Origin of the sequence: Pseudomonas sp. R38(2017) (assembly GCF_002112395.1) — a bacterium.
In the GTDB taxonomy this organism is placed as follows: domain Bacteria; phylum Pseudomonadota; class Gammaproteobacteria; order Pseudomonadales; family Pseudomonadaceae; genus Aquipseudomonas.
The window spans coordinates 50,261-65,821 of record NZ_NEHN01000009.1 but is presented as its reverse complement, the minus strand read 5'-3'; the positions used below and the strand labels follow the sequence as shown (position 1 = coordinate 65,821).

Genomic DNA, 15,561 nt, shown 5'->3' with positions numbered 1-15,561 from the left:
CGATCTGGAGCGGGATTTAAGCCTATGCATTTGTCCTACGTCTGTAGGGGAAAACGGGGACACAAAGTGCCACTATTTCCGGATTAATGGCGCCACGTTTCTGTCAGTCCTAGGGTGACAGCCATGTAGGACGTGACTGTGCGGTCTCGTGAGAACCCCGAAAATCGGGGTTCAGAGCGTCAAGTCCGATGATTGCGGAGTCGTAGTCAGCGCAGGTGGATGGCGATTGTCCTACAGGATTTTCAGCCATTTCTTTCCGAACTTTTGGAGGGATGGCCGGCTGGTCGGGGTCTGTCAGCCCGCAGGGCAGCACCAGGAAGGGGGAGTTGTCCGGGTTTCACGTGTCATGCGGGTTTTGGGGCTGATGCTTGAATACGCGCCAAAATCACATGAGACGGATCTTATGAACCAATTTGCTGCCGATGCGGCGGACGGTCTGTCCGCGATTTCCGAAGCCTTCCCGCTGACCGCTGCCCAGCGTGACATCTGGCTCGATCAACTGCGTCAGGGGGATTCGCCGGTGTACAACATCGGTGGTTATGTCGAGATGACCGGTGTCCTTGATCCTGCGTTGATGCACGCGTCCCTTGAAGGCCTCGTGGCCCGGCATGACGCCCTGCGCACCAGCCTGCTGCTGGGCGCTGGTGAGCACGGTCTGCCGTTGCAGCGTTTTGCGCCATCGATGCCGGTGCCGATGCCGTTCCATGACTTCAGTGCCCATCCCAAGCCCGAGGCTGCGGCGCGCCGGTTGACTCAGGAGCGCATCGAACAGCCGTTCACGCTGGACGGCGGGCCGTTGTTTCGTTTCTGCCTGATCCGTCTTGATGATCGCTGCCATTGGTTTTCGCTTCAGGCTCACCACTTGATTGTCGATGGCTGGGGCTTTGGCGAAATGCTCAAGTCCCTCGACGAAATTTACAACGCCCTGGCACTCGGGCAACGGCCGCCGGATTCGGCGCCGTCCTATGTCGACTTCATTCATGACGACGCACGGTATTACGAGTCCGCCCGCTATGCGCGTGACCGTGCGTACTGGCTGGACAAATACCGGCATCTTCCCGAACCGTTGCTGTTGCCGCGCTATCAGGAGCGTTTTGCTGGTGCGACGGTTCCGACGCGGATTTTTTCGCAGGTCTTTCCGGCGCGCCTTCACGACCGTATGAAGCAGGTGGCCGCAGAGTACGGGGCTTCGGCGCTGCACTTCCTGCTGGCGGCGATGCATGTGTATTTCAGCCGCATTGGCCAGCGCGATGAATGGGTGGTGGGCTTGCCGTTGCTCAATCGATCCGGCGCACGTTTCAAGTCGACCCTCGGGCTGTTTACCCAGGTCAGCGCCGTGCGCATGGGGTTCGGGCGTGAGCTGGCGTTCGGAGCGCTGGTCAAGGCCGTTCGCGATGAACTGAAGCAGGATTTCCGCCATCAGCGTTTTCCCCTGAGTGAGATGAATCGCGCGCTGGGTCTGCTGCGCGAGGATCGTTCACAGCTGTTCGAAGTGACTGTCTCCTATGAGCGGGACGCCCATGAATACCGCTACGGAGAGGCGCGGGGGCGGGTGGTCAAAGTGTCCAACCACGAAGAGGGCACGCCGCTGTCCGTGCACCTGTTGAGCAGCCGAGGCGACGAAGAGGACAGTTTGTACATGGTGTACAACGAGGCCTACTTTGACGCGGATGAAATCGCGGCGCTGTGCGGCCGATTGCTGTGGGTGTTGGAGCAGGGGCTTGAAGACACCTCGCTGGCGGTGGGCGATTTCAGTCTGAACCTGCCAGCCGAGTCGACGTTGCTGCAAGAGTGGAATGACACGCGCGCTGATTACCCCGACGGGCTGACCATTCATCAGCGCATCGAAGCGCAAGCGGCGATGCGGCCGGATGCGGTGGCAGCCCAATCCCAGGGACAACGGCTGACCTATGCCGAGCTGAACCGAAGGGCCAACGCCCTGGCCCATCACTTGACCGGACTCGGCGTGCGACCCGACGACCGCGTGGCGCTGGTCGCCCGTCGAGGGCTGGACACGCTGGTCGCGTTGTTGGCAATCCTCAAGTCCGGCGCCGGTTACGTGCCGGTCGATCCGGCGCATCCTGCGGAGCGTTTGAGCTATTTATTGAGCGACAGCGCGCCGGTCGTGGTCCTGACCCAGAGCAATCTGCGCGAACGTCTGCCGGTGCTGAATGTGCCGGTGATCGACATCGATCCGCGTACCTGGCCGGTCAACGATCTCAACCCCGACGTCGCGGGCCTGACCACCGCGCATCTGGCCTACGTCATCTACACCTCTGGTTCCACTGGCCAGCCCAAAGGCGTGATGGTCGAACATCGGACCCTGTCGAATCTTGTCGACTGGCATTGCACGGCTTTCGACCTGGGCGCGGGTCGCCACACCTCGAGCCTGGCCGGCTTCGGTTTCGACGCCATGGCCTGGGAAGTCTGGCCGGCATTGTGTGCCGGCGCGACCCTGCACCTGGCGCCGTCCCGCGACGGCGGCGAAGACATCGACGCGCTGCTTGACTGGTGGCGTGCGCAACCGCTGGACGTGAGTTTCCTGCCGACCCCGATTGCCGAATACGCCTTCAGCCGCCACCTCGAACACCCGACCCTGAGCACCCTGCTGATTGGCGGTGATCGCCTGCGTCAGTTCAATCGCGAGCAAACGTTCGAGGTGATCAACAACTACGGCCCGACCGAGGCCACCGTGGTTGCCACCTCAGGGCGGATCGAACCGGGCCGGGCGCTGCACATCGGCAAACCCGTGAGCAATGCCACGACCTATCTGCTGGATGACCGACAGCGACCGGTGCCGATTGGCGTGAGCGGTGAGCTCTACGTCGGTGGTGCCGGGGTGGCGCGGGGTTACTTCAACCGTCCGGAATTGACCGCCGAGCGCTTTCTCGACGATCCGTTCAGCAGCCAGCCCAACGCGCGGATGTACCGCACCGGCGACCTTGCACGCTGGCGCCCGGACGGCAGCATCGAGTATCTGGGCCGCAACGACGATCAGGTGAAAATCCGTGGCGTGCGCATCGAGCCCGGCGAAATCGAAGCGGCGTTGAGCAGCCATGAATCGGTGCGCGACGCGGTGGTGCTGGTGCGTGACGGGCAGTTGCTGGCCTGGTTCACCGAAAAACAACCGCTGGACATCACGCAGTTGCATGCCCATCTGCAAACCCGTCTGCCGAGCGCGATGCTGCCGTCGGCTTACGTGCGCTTGACGGCGTTGCCCCTGACCGCCAACGGCAAACTGGATCGCCAGGCGTTGCCGGCGCCGGGGCCGGAGGCGTTGATCCGCCGCGAATACGAAGCCCCGCAAGGTGACGTCGAAATCCTGCTGGCGCAGATCTGGGCTGAGGTGCTGCAAGTCGAAAAGGTTGGGCGTCACGATCATTTCTTCGAACTGGGCGGGCACTCGTTGCTGGCGGTCAACCTGATCGAGCGCATGCGCCAGCTCGGCATGAGCAGCGACGTGCGCGTGCTGTTCGGCCAGCCGACGCTTGCGGCGCTCGCCGCGTCGGTGGGCAGTGGTCGCGAAGTTGAAGTGCCGGCCAATCGCATTCCGCCGGGTTGCACGCAGATCACCCCGGACCTTTTGCCGTTGGTGCAACTGGATCAGATCACCCTCGACCGTATCATCGCCACGGTGCCGGGCGGGGCGGCTAACGTGCAGGACATTTATCCACTGGCGCCGTTGCAGGAAGGCATCCTCTATCACCACATCACCGCCGCGCAGGGCGACCCGTACCTGCTGCAATCGCAGCTGGCATTCGACAGCGTTGAGCGGATCGAGGCCTATGCGGCGGCGCTGCGTCAGGTCATGGCGCGGCACGACATCCTGCGCACTGCGGTGGTCTGGGAAGGTTTGACCACGCCGGTGCAAGTGGTCTGGCGCAAGGCCGAATTGCCGGTGCAGGAAGTCATCCTTGATCCGGCCGAGGGCGATGTCCTCGCGAAGTTGCACGAGCGCTTCGATGCCCGGCGTTATCGCATCGACGTCAGTCAGGCGCCGCTGATCCGGCTGATGTATGCCCGCGATCCGGCCCATGGGCGGATCGTGGCGATTCTGTTGTTCCATCACCTGGCGCTGGATCACATCGCCCTGGAAGTCCTGCGCCATGAAATGCGCGCCAACCTGTTGGGGCAGAGTGAGCCGTTGCCGCCAGCGGTGTCGTATCGCAATTACGTGGCCCAGACCCGGCTCGGTGTCAGCGAGCAGGAACATGAAGCGTTTTTCCGCGAAATGCTTGCCGACATCGACGAGCCGACCCTGCCGTTCGGATTGCAGGACGTGCAGGGCGACGGTCGCGGCATCGACGAAGCCGTGCGAACGCTTGCGCCTGAACTTGACCGCCGCTTGCGCCTGCAAGCACGGCAGGCAGGCGTCAGCGTGGCCAGCCTGATTCACCTGGCCTGGGCGCAGGTGCTGGCAGCGACCTCGGGGCAGGAACATGTGGTGTTCGGCAGCGTATTCATGGGCCGCATGCAGGGTGGGGAGGGCGCGGACCGGGCGCTCGGGGTGTTCATCAACACCTTGCCTTTGCGGGTGGACATGGACCGAGGCGCGCGTGATGCCGTGTTGCTTACCCACGCCCGACTGACCGACTTGCTCGGGCACGAACATGCGTCACTGGCGCTGGCCCAGCGTTGCAGCGGCGTCGCGTCACCGGCACCGCTGTTCAGTGCGTTGCTCAACTATCGGCACACCGACCTTGAGGTGCAGGAATCGACGGCGGATCCGGCCTGGCAAGGCATCCAGACCCTGGACAACGAAGAACGCACCAACTACCCGCTGACCTTGAGCGTCGATGACCTGGGCAGCGCCTTGCAGATCACCACGCGCACCCTGATCAGCATCGGCGCCCGGCGCATCGGCGACTACGTGCAAGCCGCGTTGCAGGCACTGGTCGATGCCCTGGAGCAAACGCCGCAACAGCCGCTCAATCGCTTGCCGATCCTGCCGGCGGCGGAGCTTGAACAACTGCTGGTCGAGTTCAACGCCAGCGAAGTCGATTGCCCGATCGATCAGCCGCTGCAGACCTTGTTCGAGCAGCAGGTGCAACGCCGACCCGACGCCATCGCCTTGCAGGCTGGTGAACAACAGCTGACGTATCGCCAGTTGAATGAGCAGGCCAACCGCTTGGCGCATCACCTAAGCGAGCAAGGCGTGCGGCCCGACTCTCGGGTGGCGATCTGCGTCGAGCGCAGCCTGGATCTGATCATCGGCCTGCTCGGCATTCTCAAGGCGGGCGGCGCGTATGTGCCGCTGGATCCCGACTATCCGCTGGAACGCCTGCATTACATGTTGCAAGACAGCGCGCCGGTGGCGGTGCTGGTGCACGAGGCCACCCGCAATCTGCTGGCTGATCCGGGTGTGCCGGTCATCGATTTCGACCGTTGCACCTGGCAGCACGCCTCCGCCGACAATCTGCAAGTTCCGGGTTTGAGCGCTGCAAACCTGGCCTACATGATCTACACCTCCGGTTCCACCGGCACGCCGAAGGGCGTGATGATCGAGCATCGAAGCGCCTGCAACATGGTGCACTGGGGTTCGCAGATCAGCCCGCCGACCGGGCACGGTGCGCTGTTGCAGAAGGCTCCGTTCAGCTTCGACAGTTCGGTGTGGGAGATCTTCTGGCCGCTGTGTTCCGGCCTGCGGCTGGTGCTGGCGCGTCCCGACGGCAACCGCGATTCGGCCTATGTGACCCAGGTGATTCGCGAACGGCAGATCACCGTGGTCAAGTTCGTGCCGGCGCTGCTGCAACAGTTCATCGAGCAGGACGATGTCAGCCAGTGCACCAGCCTGACCGACGTGCTCAACGGTGGCGGTGAACTGACTGCCGCACTGGCCCGGCGCGTTCGCGAGCGCCTGCCATGGGTGCGTCTGCATAACGTTTACGGCCCGACCGAAACCACGGTCGACAGTACCGGCTGGACGCTGGAGCCGGATCAACCGGTGCCGGAAGCCGTGGTGCCAATCGGCAAGGCGTTGAGCAACACCCGGCTCTATGTGCTGGACGCCCACGACCAACCGGTGCCGTTCGGGGTCAGCGGTCACCTGCACATCGGCGGGGTCGGAGTCGCGCGCGGTTATCTGGGACTGCCGCAGATGCAGGCCGAGCGCTTCATCGACAGCCCGTTCGTGGCGGGTGATCGCCTGTACCGCACCGGCGATCTGGTGCGCTACCGGGCGGACGGCAACCTCGAATTCCTCGGGCGCAACGACTTCCAGGTCAAGCTGCGCGGCCTGCGTCTGGAGCCGGGGGAAATCGAAGCGCGGCTGATCGAGCATCCGGCCGTGCGTGAAGCCGTGGTGCTGGTGCGTGACGAACGCCTGGTAGCGTATTTCACCGTGCGTGAAGGCTTCGACGCGCCACGTATCGAAAGCTTGCGCGCCCACGTGTTGGAGCGCTTGCCGGAGTACATGGCGCCGGGCGCTTATGTGAAGCTCGATGCATTGCCCCTGACCCCCAACGACAAGGTCGACCGCAAGGCCTTGCCGGCACCGGGGGCGGAGGCGGTGCTCAGTCGCCGCTACGAGGCGCCCGAGGGCGAAGTCGAAATCAGGCTGGCGCAGATCTGGGCCGAGGTACTGCAACTGGAGCAGGTCGGGCGCAACGATCACTTCTTCGAACTGGGCGGGCATTCGCTGCTGGCGGTCAGTCTGGTGGCGCGTATGCGTCAGGCCGGGCTGCACGTCGATGCCCGTACGCTGTTCAGCCAGCCGACTCTGGCCGCGCTGGCGGCCCAGACTTCGACGCAGGCCAGACAGGTTGAAGTACCGCAAACCACCATACCGACGCTCAACCGCAAACGCCGGCTCTGAGCCGACATCGGCGTCGATTCGCGGTTCCCGCGGATCGACGCCATGACTGGCCGGTCACGGGGCTTGTCCCCGCTTCCCATGTCAGACACCCAAGCTCCGATGTTTTAGCTTTTCCGGGCTGCGCGTGGCCGCACGGATTCGCCGCTGCGCGCTCCTTTTTCCCGAATTTACAGCAGGTTACCCCCATGCAATTTCGCGAGCTGATGGCTGTTATTTCCACCCATGCGATCCGCCTTCAACAGGACGATGAAGACCTGGTCATTCTGGGCGACGACGAGGCGCTGGACGACGCGCTTTGGGACAGCCTCGCCAAACACAAGGCGCAGTTGCTGGAACTGGTGGCGAGCCACGGCGGCGACTGGTCGAGCCCGGCGCTGCGCATCACCCCGGACATGCTGCCGCTGGTGCAACTGGATCAACCGGCCATCGACCGCATCGTCGCCACCGTGCCGGGTGGCGTGGCGAATGTGCAGGACATCTATCCGCTGGCGCCGTTGCAGGAGGGCATGCTGTATCTGCACCTCGCGGCTGGCGAAGGCGATCTGTATGTGCAACAGGCGCAGTTCACGTTCGACAGTCACGAGCGCCTCGACGCGTTTGCCCAGGCCTTGCAATGGGTGATCGATCGTCACGACATTCTGCGCACCTCGTTTGTCTGGGAGCGCCTGGACGAACCGGTGCAAGTGGTCTGGCGCCAGGCGCCGCTGGTCTGCGAAGAGGTGGAAGCCGACACGTCCACGGACGTGTTCAGTCAGTTGCAGGCGCGTTATGACGCCCGCCACCTGCGCCTCGATCTGCAACAGGCGCCGCTGCTGCGCCTGGTCTATGCACGGGATCCGGCGCAGGGGCGGATCGTTGCGTTGCTGCTGTTCCATCACATGATCATCGACCACGTCGCGCTGGACGTGGTGCGCCGGGAAATCCAGGCCTGGCTGCAAGGGCAAAGCGAACACGTCGCGCCTGCGGTGCCGTTTCGCAATCACCTGGCGCGGGCGCGCATGGCGCTCGATGAGCAGGCCCACGAAACGTTCTTCCGCGAGATGCTCGGCGATATCGACGAGCCGACATTGCCTTGGGGATTGCAGGATGTTCAGGGCGGTGGACAGGACTTCGAAGACGCGCAGCTTACGCTCAGCGACGAATTGAACCTGCGACTGCGCACGCAGGCACGGCAACTGGGCGTGAGCGTGGCGAGCCTGATGCACCTGGCACTGGCGCGGGTGTTGGGCCAATTGTCCGGGCGCACCTCGGTGGTGTTCGGCACCGTGTTGCTGGGGCGCATGGAGGCGGGCGACGGTGGTGAGCAGGCGCTGGGCATGTTCATCAACACCTTGCCGCTGCGGGTTGATGTCGGTGCGCAAAGCGTCCACGACGGCGTGCTCGCCACGCACCGACGGCTGAGCGCCTTGCTCGCCCATGAACAGGCTTCGCTGGCACTCGCCCAGCGTTGCAGCGCGTTGAATGCGCAGACGCCGTTGTTCAGCGCCATGCTCAATTACCGTCACAGCGCTGTCGGTGATGTTGCCGCGGTGATCGAACTGGCCCCCGGCGTCCAGGTTCTGAGTGGCAAGGAACCGACCAACTATCCGTTGACCCTGAGCGTCGATGACCTGGGCAGTGGTTTCCGGTTGTCCGCCATCGCCCCGACCAGCATCGGTGCCGAACGGGTCTGCGCCTATGTGCAAACCGCACTCGACGCCTTGCTCGATGCCCTGGAGCAATCGCCCCAGACGCTGATCAACCAGTTGCCGATTTTGCCGGAGGCCGAGCGTCAGCAATTGTTGCTGGGCTTCAATGACAGCCGCGTCGAGCTCGATCTGCAACAGACCGTTCATGGCCTGTTCGAGGCTCAGGTCGAGCGTTCGCCGCAGGCCGTTGCATTGCAGGCCGATGCCCAATCACTGACGTATGTTGAACTCAATACCCGGGCCAATCGCCTGGCTCACCGGTTGCGTGAGCTGGGTGTCGGGCCGGATACGCCGGTGGCGATCTGCGTCGAACGCGGGCCGGAACTGGTGATCGGCCTGCTGGGCATTCTCAAGGCCGGCGGCGCTTACGTGCCGCTGGATCCGGCGTACCCGGCGGAACGTCTGAATTACATGCTCAAGGACAGTGCTCCGATGGCGCTGCTGGCGCACGGCGCGACCCGGGCGCTGTTCGAGGCGGGTAGCGTGCCGTTGCTCGATTTCGATCAGGATCACTGGCAGGACTACCCCGATCAAAACCCTCAGGTGCCGGGCCTGAATGTTTCGAACCTGGCCTACGTGATCTACACCTCGGGTTCCACCGGTACGCCGAAAGGGGTGATGGTCGAGCACCGTGGCCTGGGCAATCTGCTTCATTGGAGTTCGCAGGTGTGCCCGCCCGTGGCGGACGGCGCCCTGTTGCAGAAAACTCCTTACAGTTTCGACGCTTCGGTCTGGGAGCTGTTCTGGCCGCTGACATCGGGTCTGCGTCTGGTACTGGCGCGCCCCGACGCGCACTTCGAACCGGCGTACTTGACGCAAGTGGTGCGCGAGCAGCGCATCAGCGTGATCCAGTTCGTTCCGGCGCTGCTGCAACAGTTTCTCGACGTGGAGGACGTCAGCCAGTGCACCAGCCTCACTGATGTGTTCTGTGGCGGCGGCGAGCTGACGCCTGCGTTGGCCCGTAAAGTCCGCGAGCGTCTGCCGCAGGTGCGCTTGCATAACGTTTATGGCCCGACCGAGACCACGGTCGACAGTACGGTGTGGACGCTGGAGCCGTCGATGCGGCTGCCAGAGGCGTTGTTGCCAATCGGACGGCCCGTCAGCAACACCCGTTTGTACATTCTCGATGAGCAGTTGCAACCGTTGCCGCTGGGCGTGGCCGGCGAGCTGTACATAGGTGGCGTGCAGGTGGCGCGTGGATACCTGAATCTTGCGTCGCTCACTGCCGAGCGTTTCCTCGACGATCCGTTCAGCGATCAGCCGAACGCGCGGCTGTACCGCACCGGCGACCTGTGCCGCTATCGGGCCGACGGCAACCTCGAATACCTCGGTCGCAACGACGATCAGGTGAAGATTCGCGGCTTGCGTATCGAACTCGGGGAAATCCAGGCGCGGCTGATGCAACTCGACACCGTGCTCACCGCCGAAGTGCTGGTGCGCGAAGACTTGGCCGGCGATCCACGGCTGGTGGCGTATTACAGCGGTAAGCCGCTGGACATCGGTGTACTGCGCAACCATCTGCTGGAGCAGTTGCCGGATTACATGGTGCCGACGGCATTCGTCCATCTCGACGCCATGCCCCTTGGTCCCAACGGCAAACTTGACCGCAAGGCCTTTCCGGCACCGGATCAATGCGGCCAGTTGCTGCGCAGGTACGAGGCACCGGTCGGTGATGTGGAATGCCGAATCGCCGAGATCTGGCAGACCCTGCTGAACGTCGAGCAGGTCGGTCGACACGACAATTTCTTTGAACTGGGCGGCCATTCCTTGCTGGCGGTGAAACTGGTGGAGCGCATGCGCCAGCAGGAATTGAGCTGCGACGTGCGGGTCCTGTTCGGCCGGCCAACCGTGGCGGGACTGGCGGCAACCCTGGGCGAGTCGTCCGGCGTTCAAGTACCGGTCAATCGCATCACCCCTGATTGCCGATACATCACGCCAGACATGCTGCCTCTGGCCTCACTCGATCAGGCCGGCATCTACCGGATCGTTGAAAGTGTCCCCGGTGGCGTCGCCAACGTGCAGGACATCTACGCTCTGGCACCTTTGCAGGCGGGGATTCTGTATCACCACATGGCGGCGACGACCGGTGATCCCTACGTGTTGCAGGCGCAGTTCGTGTTTGACGGGATCAAGTCGATCAAGGCGTTCGTCCGTGCCGTCAACGTGGTGATCGCGCGCCATGACATCCTGCGCTCCAGCGTGGTCTGGGAAGGCCTCGAAGAGCCAGTGCAAGTGGTCTGGCGTGCGGCGCCACTGGCGCTTGAGCGGGTGGATGACAAAGCACTGGAAGGTGACGTGTTGCAACAGATGCAGGCGCGTTTCGACCCGCGTCACTACCGTCTGAATCTGGGCCGCGCACCGATGATGCGTTTTGCCTACACCGAGGATCCGCAGCACAAGCGCTGGGTCGGCATCCTGCTGATGCACCACCTGATGCTCGATCACACCGCGCTGGAAGTGCTGGTGAGCGAGATGAACAGCGTGCTGCACGGTCACGCCGCCGAACTGGCGACCCCGGTGCAGTACCGCAACTACGTCGCACAGGCCCGACTCGGCGCGGATGTCGAGGTGCATGAAGAGTTTTTCCGCGACATGCTCGGCGACATCGACGAGCCGACCCTGGCGTTCGGCGTGCAGGACGTGCACGGCGACGGCAGCGCGGTGGTCGACAGCCAACTTACGCTGGACACCGCGCTGGCCTTGCGTCTGCGCGAGCAGGCACGGCGGCTCGGCATCAGCGTGGCGAGTCTGGCGCATCAGGCCTGGGCGCAGGTCCTGGCGCAGATTTCCGGCCGGGACGAGGTGGTGTTCGGCACGGTGCTGCTGGGTCGGATGCAGGGCGGCGAGGGCGCGGACCGGGCGTTGGGCCTGTTCATCAACACCTTGCCGCTGCGCGTCAGCGTGACCGCCACGGCGGTGCGCGACAGCGTGCTCGCCACCCATGAACGGCTGGCGCAATTGCTCGCGCATGAGCAAGCGTCACTGGCACTGGCCCAGCGTTGCAGCGGGATTTCGGGGGCGTTGCCGCTGTTCGGCACGTTGCTCAACTATCGCCACAGCGCACCGCAGGCTGCCGGCCTGACCCTGGACGGCATTGAATTGCTCAGCTCCCGCGAGCGCAGCAACTATCCGTTGGTGGTCAGCGTCGACGACCTTGGCGAAGGTTTGCGTCTAAGTGTGCAAGCGGTGCCGGGCATCGATGGTGCGCGGGTCTGCGAGTACATCAATATTGCTTTCGACAGTCTGGTGCAGGCACTGGAGTGGACGCCGCAACTGGGCGTCGATCAGTTGACGATTTTGCCTCCGGAAGAGCGGCGGGAGTTGCTGGTCGGGTTCAACGCGACCCAGCGGGATTATCCGTCGGACTCGACGGTTCACGGTCTGTTTGAGCAGCAAGTGAAACGGCATCCGCAAGCTGTGGCTGCGGCGCATGGCAACACCGCGTTGAGCTATGAAGAACTGAATCAACGGGCCAATCGCCTGGCCCATCATCTCATCGGGCAGGGCGTACAGCAGGGCGACCCTGTGGCGATCCTGCTGCCGCGTTCGCTGGATCTGCTGGTCGCGCAACTGGCCATCGGCAAGTGCGCGGCGGCTTATGTGCCGCTGGACATCAACGCGCCGGCTGAACGTCAGGCGTTCATGGTTGAGGACTGCGGGGCGAAAGCGCTGCTGACCTTGAGCACTGAAACGGTTGATTACGCCGTGCGCCGGATCGATCTGGATGCGCTGAAACTCGAGGCGCAACCGACACACAACCCGGACCTGCCGCAGTCCTCGGAATCCGTGGCCTACATCATGTACACCTCCGGTTCCACCGGCACACCGAAAGGGGTGATGGTGCCGCACCGGGCCATCGGTCGACTGGTGATCAACAACGGTTACGCCGATTTCAATCCGCAGGACCGCGTGGCGTTCGCCTCCAACCCGGCGTTCGATGCGAGCACCATGGATGTCTGGGGACCGTTGCTCAATGGCGGGCGCGTGGTGGTGATCGATCACGACACCTTGCTTGATCCAAACGTGTTCGCACAGACATTGGCGGCTTCGGGCGTCACGATCCTGTTTGTCACCACTGCGTTGTTCAACCAGTACGTGCAGTTGATCCCCGAGGCACTGAAGGGCCTGCGCATCGTGCTCTGTGGTGGCGAACGCGCCGACCCGGCCGCCTTCCGCCGCTTGCTGGCCGAGGCGCCGGAGCTGCGCATCGTCCACTGCTACGGCCCGACCGAAACCACCACTTACGCCACGACGTTTGAAGTGCGTGAAGTGGCAGAAGATGCCGACAGCGTGCCGATTGGCGGGCCGATCTCCAACACCCAGGTCTACGTGCTCGACGCCCGTCAGCAACCGGTGCCGATGGGCGTGACCGGCGAGTTGTATATCGGCGGGCAAGGCGTGGCGCTGGGCTACTTGAATCGCCCGGATCTGACTGCCGAGAAATTCCTGCAAGACCCGTTCGGTGATCAGCCAGGAGCGCTGCTGTATCGCACCGGCGACCTCGCACGCTGGCTGGCACCGGGGCAACTGGAATGCATCGGGCGCAACGACGATCAGGTGAAAATCCGTGGTTTCCGTATCGAACTCGGAGAAATCGAAAACCGCCTGCAGAGCTGCGAAGGGGTCAGGGAAGCCATCGTGCTGGCCCGTCAGGACGGCCAGGAACCGCTGCGTCTGGTGGCGTATTTCACGGCCGATGAAGGCGTCGACAGCGCCAGTCTGCGCGAACAATTGCAGGCACGCCTGCCGGAATACATGGTGCCCTCGGCCTGGGTGCAGCTCGACGCCTTGCCACTGAACAACAACGGCAAAGTCGACCGCAAAGCCTTGCCGCTGCCGGCTCCGGGCGCCTGGCTCAGCCAGGCATACGAAGCTCCGCAAGGCCCGGTGGAAACCGCACTGGCGAAAATCTGGGCAGATGTCCTCAAACTGGAAAAGGTCGGTCGCCACGACAACTTCTTCGAACTGGGCGGCCATTCGCTGCTGGCGGTGAGCCTGATCGAGCGCCTGCGACGGATCGGCCTGAGCACCGACGTGCGCGTACTGTTCAGCCAGCCAACCCTGGCCGCGCTGGCGGCAGCGGTGGGCAGTGGTCGCGAAATCGAAGTGCCGGCCAACCGTATTCCTGCTGATTGCACTCACATCACCCCGGACCTGCTGAGCCTGACCGAACTGGATCAGGCCGGTATCGACCGGATCGTCGCCACGGTGCCGGGCGGCGCCGCCAACGTGCAGGACATCTATCCGCTGGCGCCGCTGCAGGAAGGCATCCTTTATCACCATTTGAGCGCGGAGCAGGGCGACCCGTACCTGCTGCAATCGCGTCTGGCCTTCGACAGTGTCGAGCGCCTGCGCACCTTCACCGACACCTTGCAGCAGGTCATCGCACGCCACGACATCCTGCGTACCAGCGTTGTCCACGAAGGCCTGGCGACGCCTCATCAAGTGGTGTGGCGCCACGCCGAGCTGGTGGTTCAGCACGTCGCGCTGGATTCAGCAAACGGCGACATCCTTGAACAGTTGCACGAGCGCTTCGATGCCCGTCACTACCGCCTCGACATCAGCCAGGGGCCGCTGCTGCGCATGGTGTATGCCGAAGATCCGAAACGGCAGCGCGTGGTGGCGATCCTGCTGTCCCACCACCTGATCCTCGATCACACCGCGCTGGAAGTGATCGTCGATGAAATGCGCGGTGTGATGTTCGGTGAGATCGACCACCTTTCAGCGCCGATTCCCTATCGCAACTATGTGGCCCAGGCGCGCCTGGGACTGAGCGAGCAGGAACACGAAGCGTTTTTCCGCGAGATGCTCGGGGACATCGACGAGCCGACCCTGCCGCTGGGGCTGCGGGATGTGCAGGGCGACGGTCATGGCATCGAAGAAGCGCTACAACCGGTAGCGGCCGAGCTCAATGTGCGTCTGCGTGAACAGGCACGGCAACTGGGCGTGAGTGCCGCCAGCCTGATGCACCTGGCCTGGGCGCAAGTGCTGGGCGTGCTGTCGAACCGCCGCGATGTGGTGTTCGGCACGGTGATGATGGGGCGGATGCAGGGCGGCGACGGCGCCGACCGGGCGCTGGGGGTGTTCATCAACACCCTGCCGCTGCGCATCGATGTCGGCGTCGGTGCGCGGGACGGGGTCAAGGCAACTCATGCGCGACTGACCGCGCTGCTGGGGCATGAACATGCCTCGCTGGCGCTGGCCCAGCGTTGCAGCGGTGTCGCGGCATCGTCGCCGCTGTTCAGCGCCTTGTTCAACTACCGTCACAGCGCCCCCGCGCAGCCGTCGCAGAACGGCCAGGGCATCTGGGAGGGCGTGCAGAAACTCGGTGGCGAAGAGCGCACCAACTACCCGCTGACCCTGAGCGTGGACGATCTGGGCGAAGGGTTCGCCTTGTCGGTTCTGGCGGTGAGTCAGATCGGTGCGCAACGGATTTGCAGTTACATGCACACCGCGCTGGAGCAACTGGTGCAGGCGTTGGAACAGACGCCGAAAAAGCCGTTGAACCGCTTGCCGATCCTTTCGACTGCGGAGCTGGAACGTCTGGTCGAAGGTTTCAATCCTCCGGTCACGGCCTATCCTCGTGGTGCGACGATTCACGCACTGGTCGAGGCGCAGGCCCAGCGCAACCCGAATGCCCTCGCCGTGATTCAAGGTGCACAACAACTGACCTACGGGCAGCTCAATCAGCGCGCCAACCAACTGGCCCATCACTTGATCGGCCTCGGCGTGCAAGCGGACGACCGCGTCGCCATTTGCGTGCGTCGCGGCCCGCAGATGCTGGTCGGGCTGCTGGCGATTCTCAAGGCTGGCGCCGGTTATGTGCCGGTGGATCCGGCGCATCCGGCGGAACGTATTGCCTACCTGTTGCAGGACAGCGATCCGGTGGCCGTGCTGGTCCAGGCCTCGACCCGGGATCTGCCGGGCATGATGCCGGTGATCGATCTGGACAACGACGCCTGGCAACATCTGCCCGCCAGCAACCCGCAACTGCCGTACCTGACCCCGGCAAATCTGGCGTACGTCATCTACACCTCGGGCTCCACCGGCCAGCCGAAA

At 63.7% G+C, this 15,561-nt stretch carries 2 protein-coding genes (1 of these 2 running past the window's edge); both read left to right on the top strand.

All coding sequences use genetic code 11. The annotated features are described in order from the left end of the window. Window positions 1–403: 403 nt before the first annotated feature. On the top strand, window positions 404–6,814 hold the full coding sequence (locus CAF87_RS22095) for a non-ribosomal peptide synthetase (RefSeq protein WP_085733049.1): 6,411 nt from the start codon (window positions 404–406) through the stop codon (window positions 6,812–6,814). Window positions 6,815–6,999: 185 nt separating this feature from the next. Further along, window positions 7,000–15,561 carry the 5' portion of a non-ribosomal peptide synthetase gene (locus CAF87_RS22090; RefSeq protein ID WP_085733048.1) on the top strand. Its footprint extends 7,707 nt past the window's final position, so 8,562 of the gene's 16,269 nt are visible here — the first part of the coding sequence; it begins with the start codon at window positions 7,000–7,002; its stop codon lies off the right edge, out of view.

Coding starts and splice junctions, on each gene's coding strand:
- CAF87_RS22095 (WP_085733049.1), top strand. CDS start 404: ATGAACCAATTTGCTGCCGATGCGGCGGACGGTCTGTCCGCGATTTCC.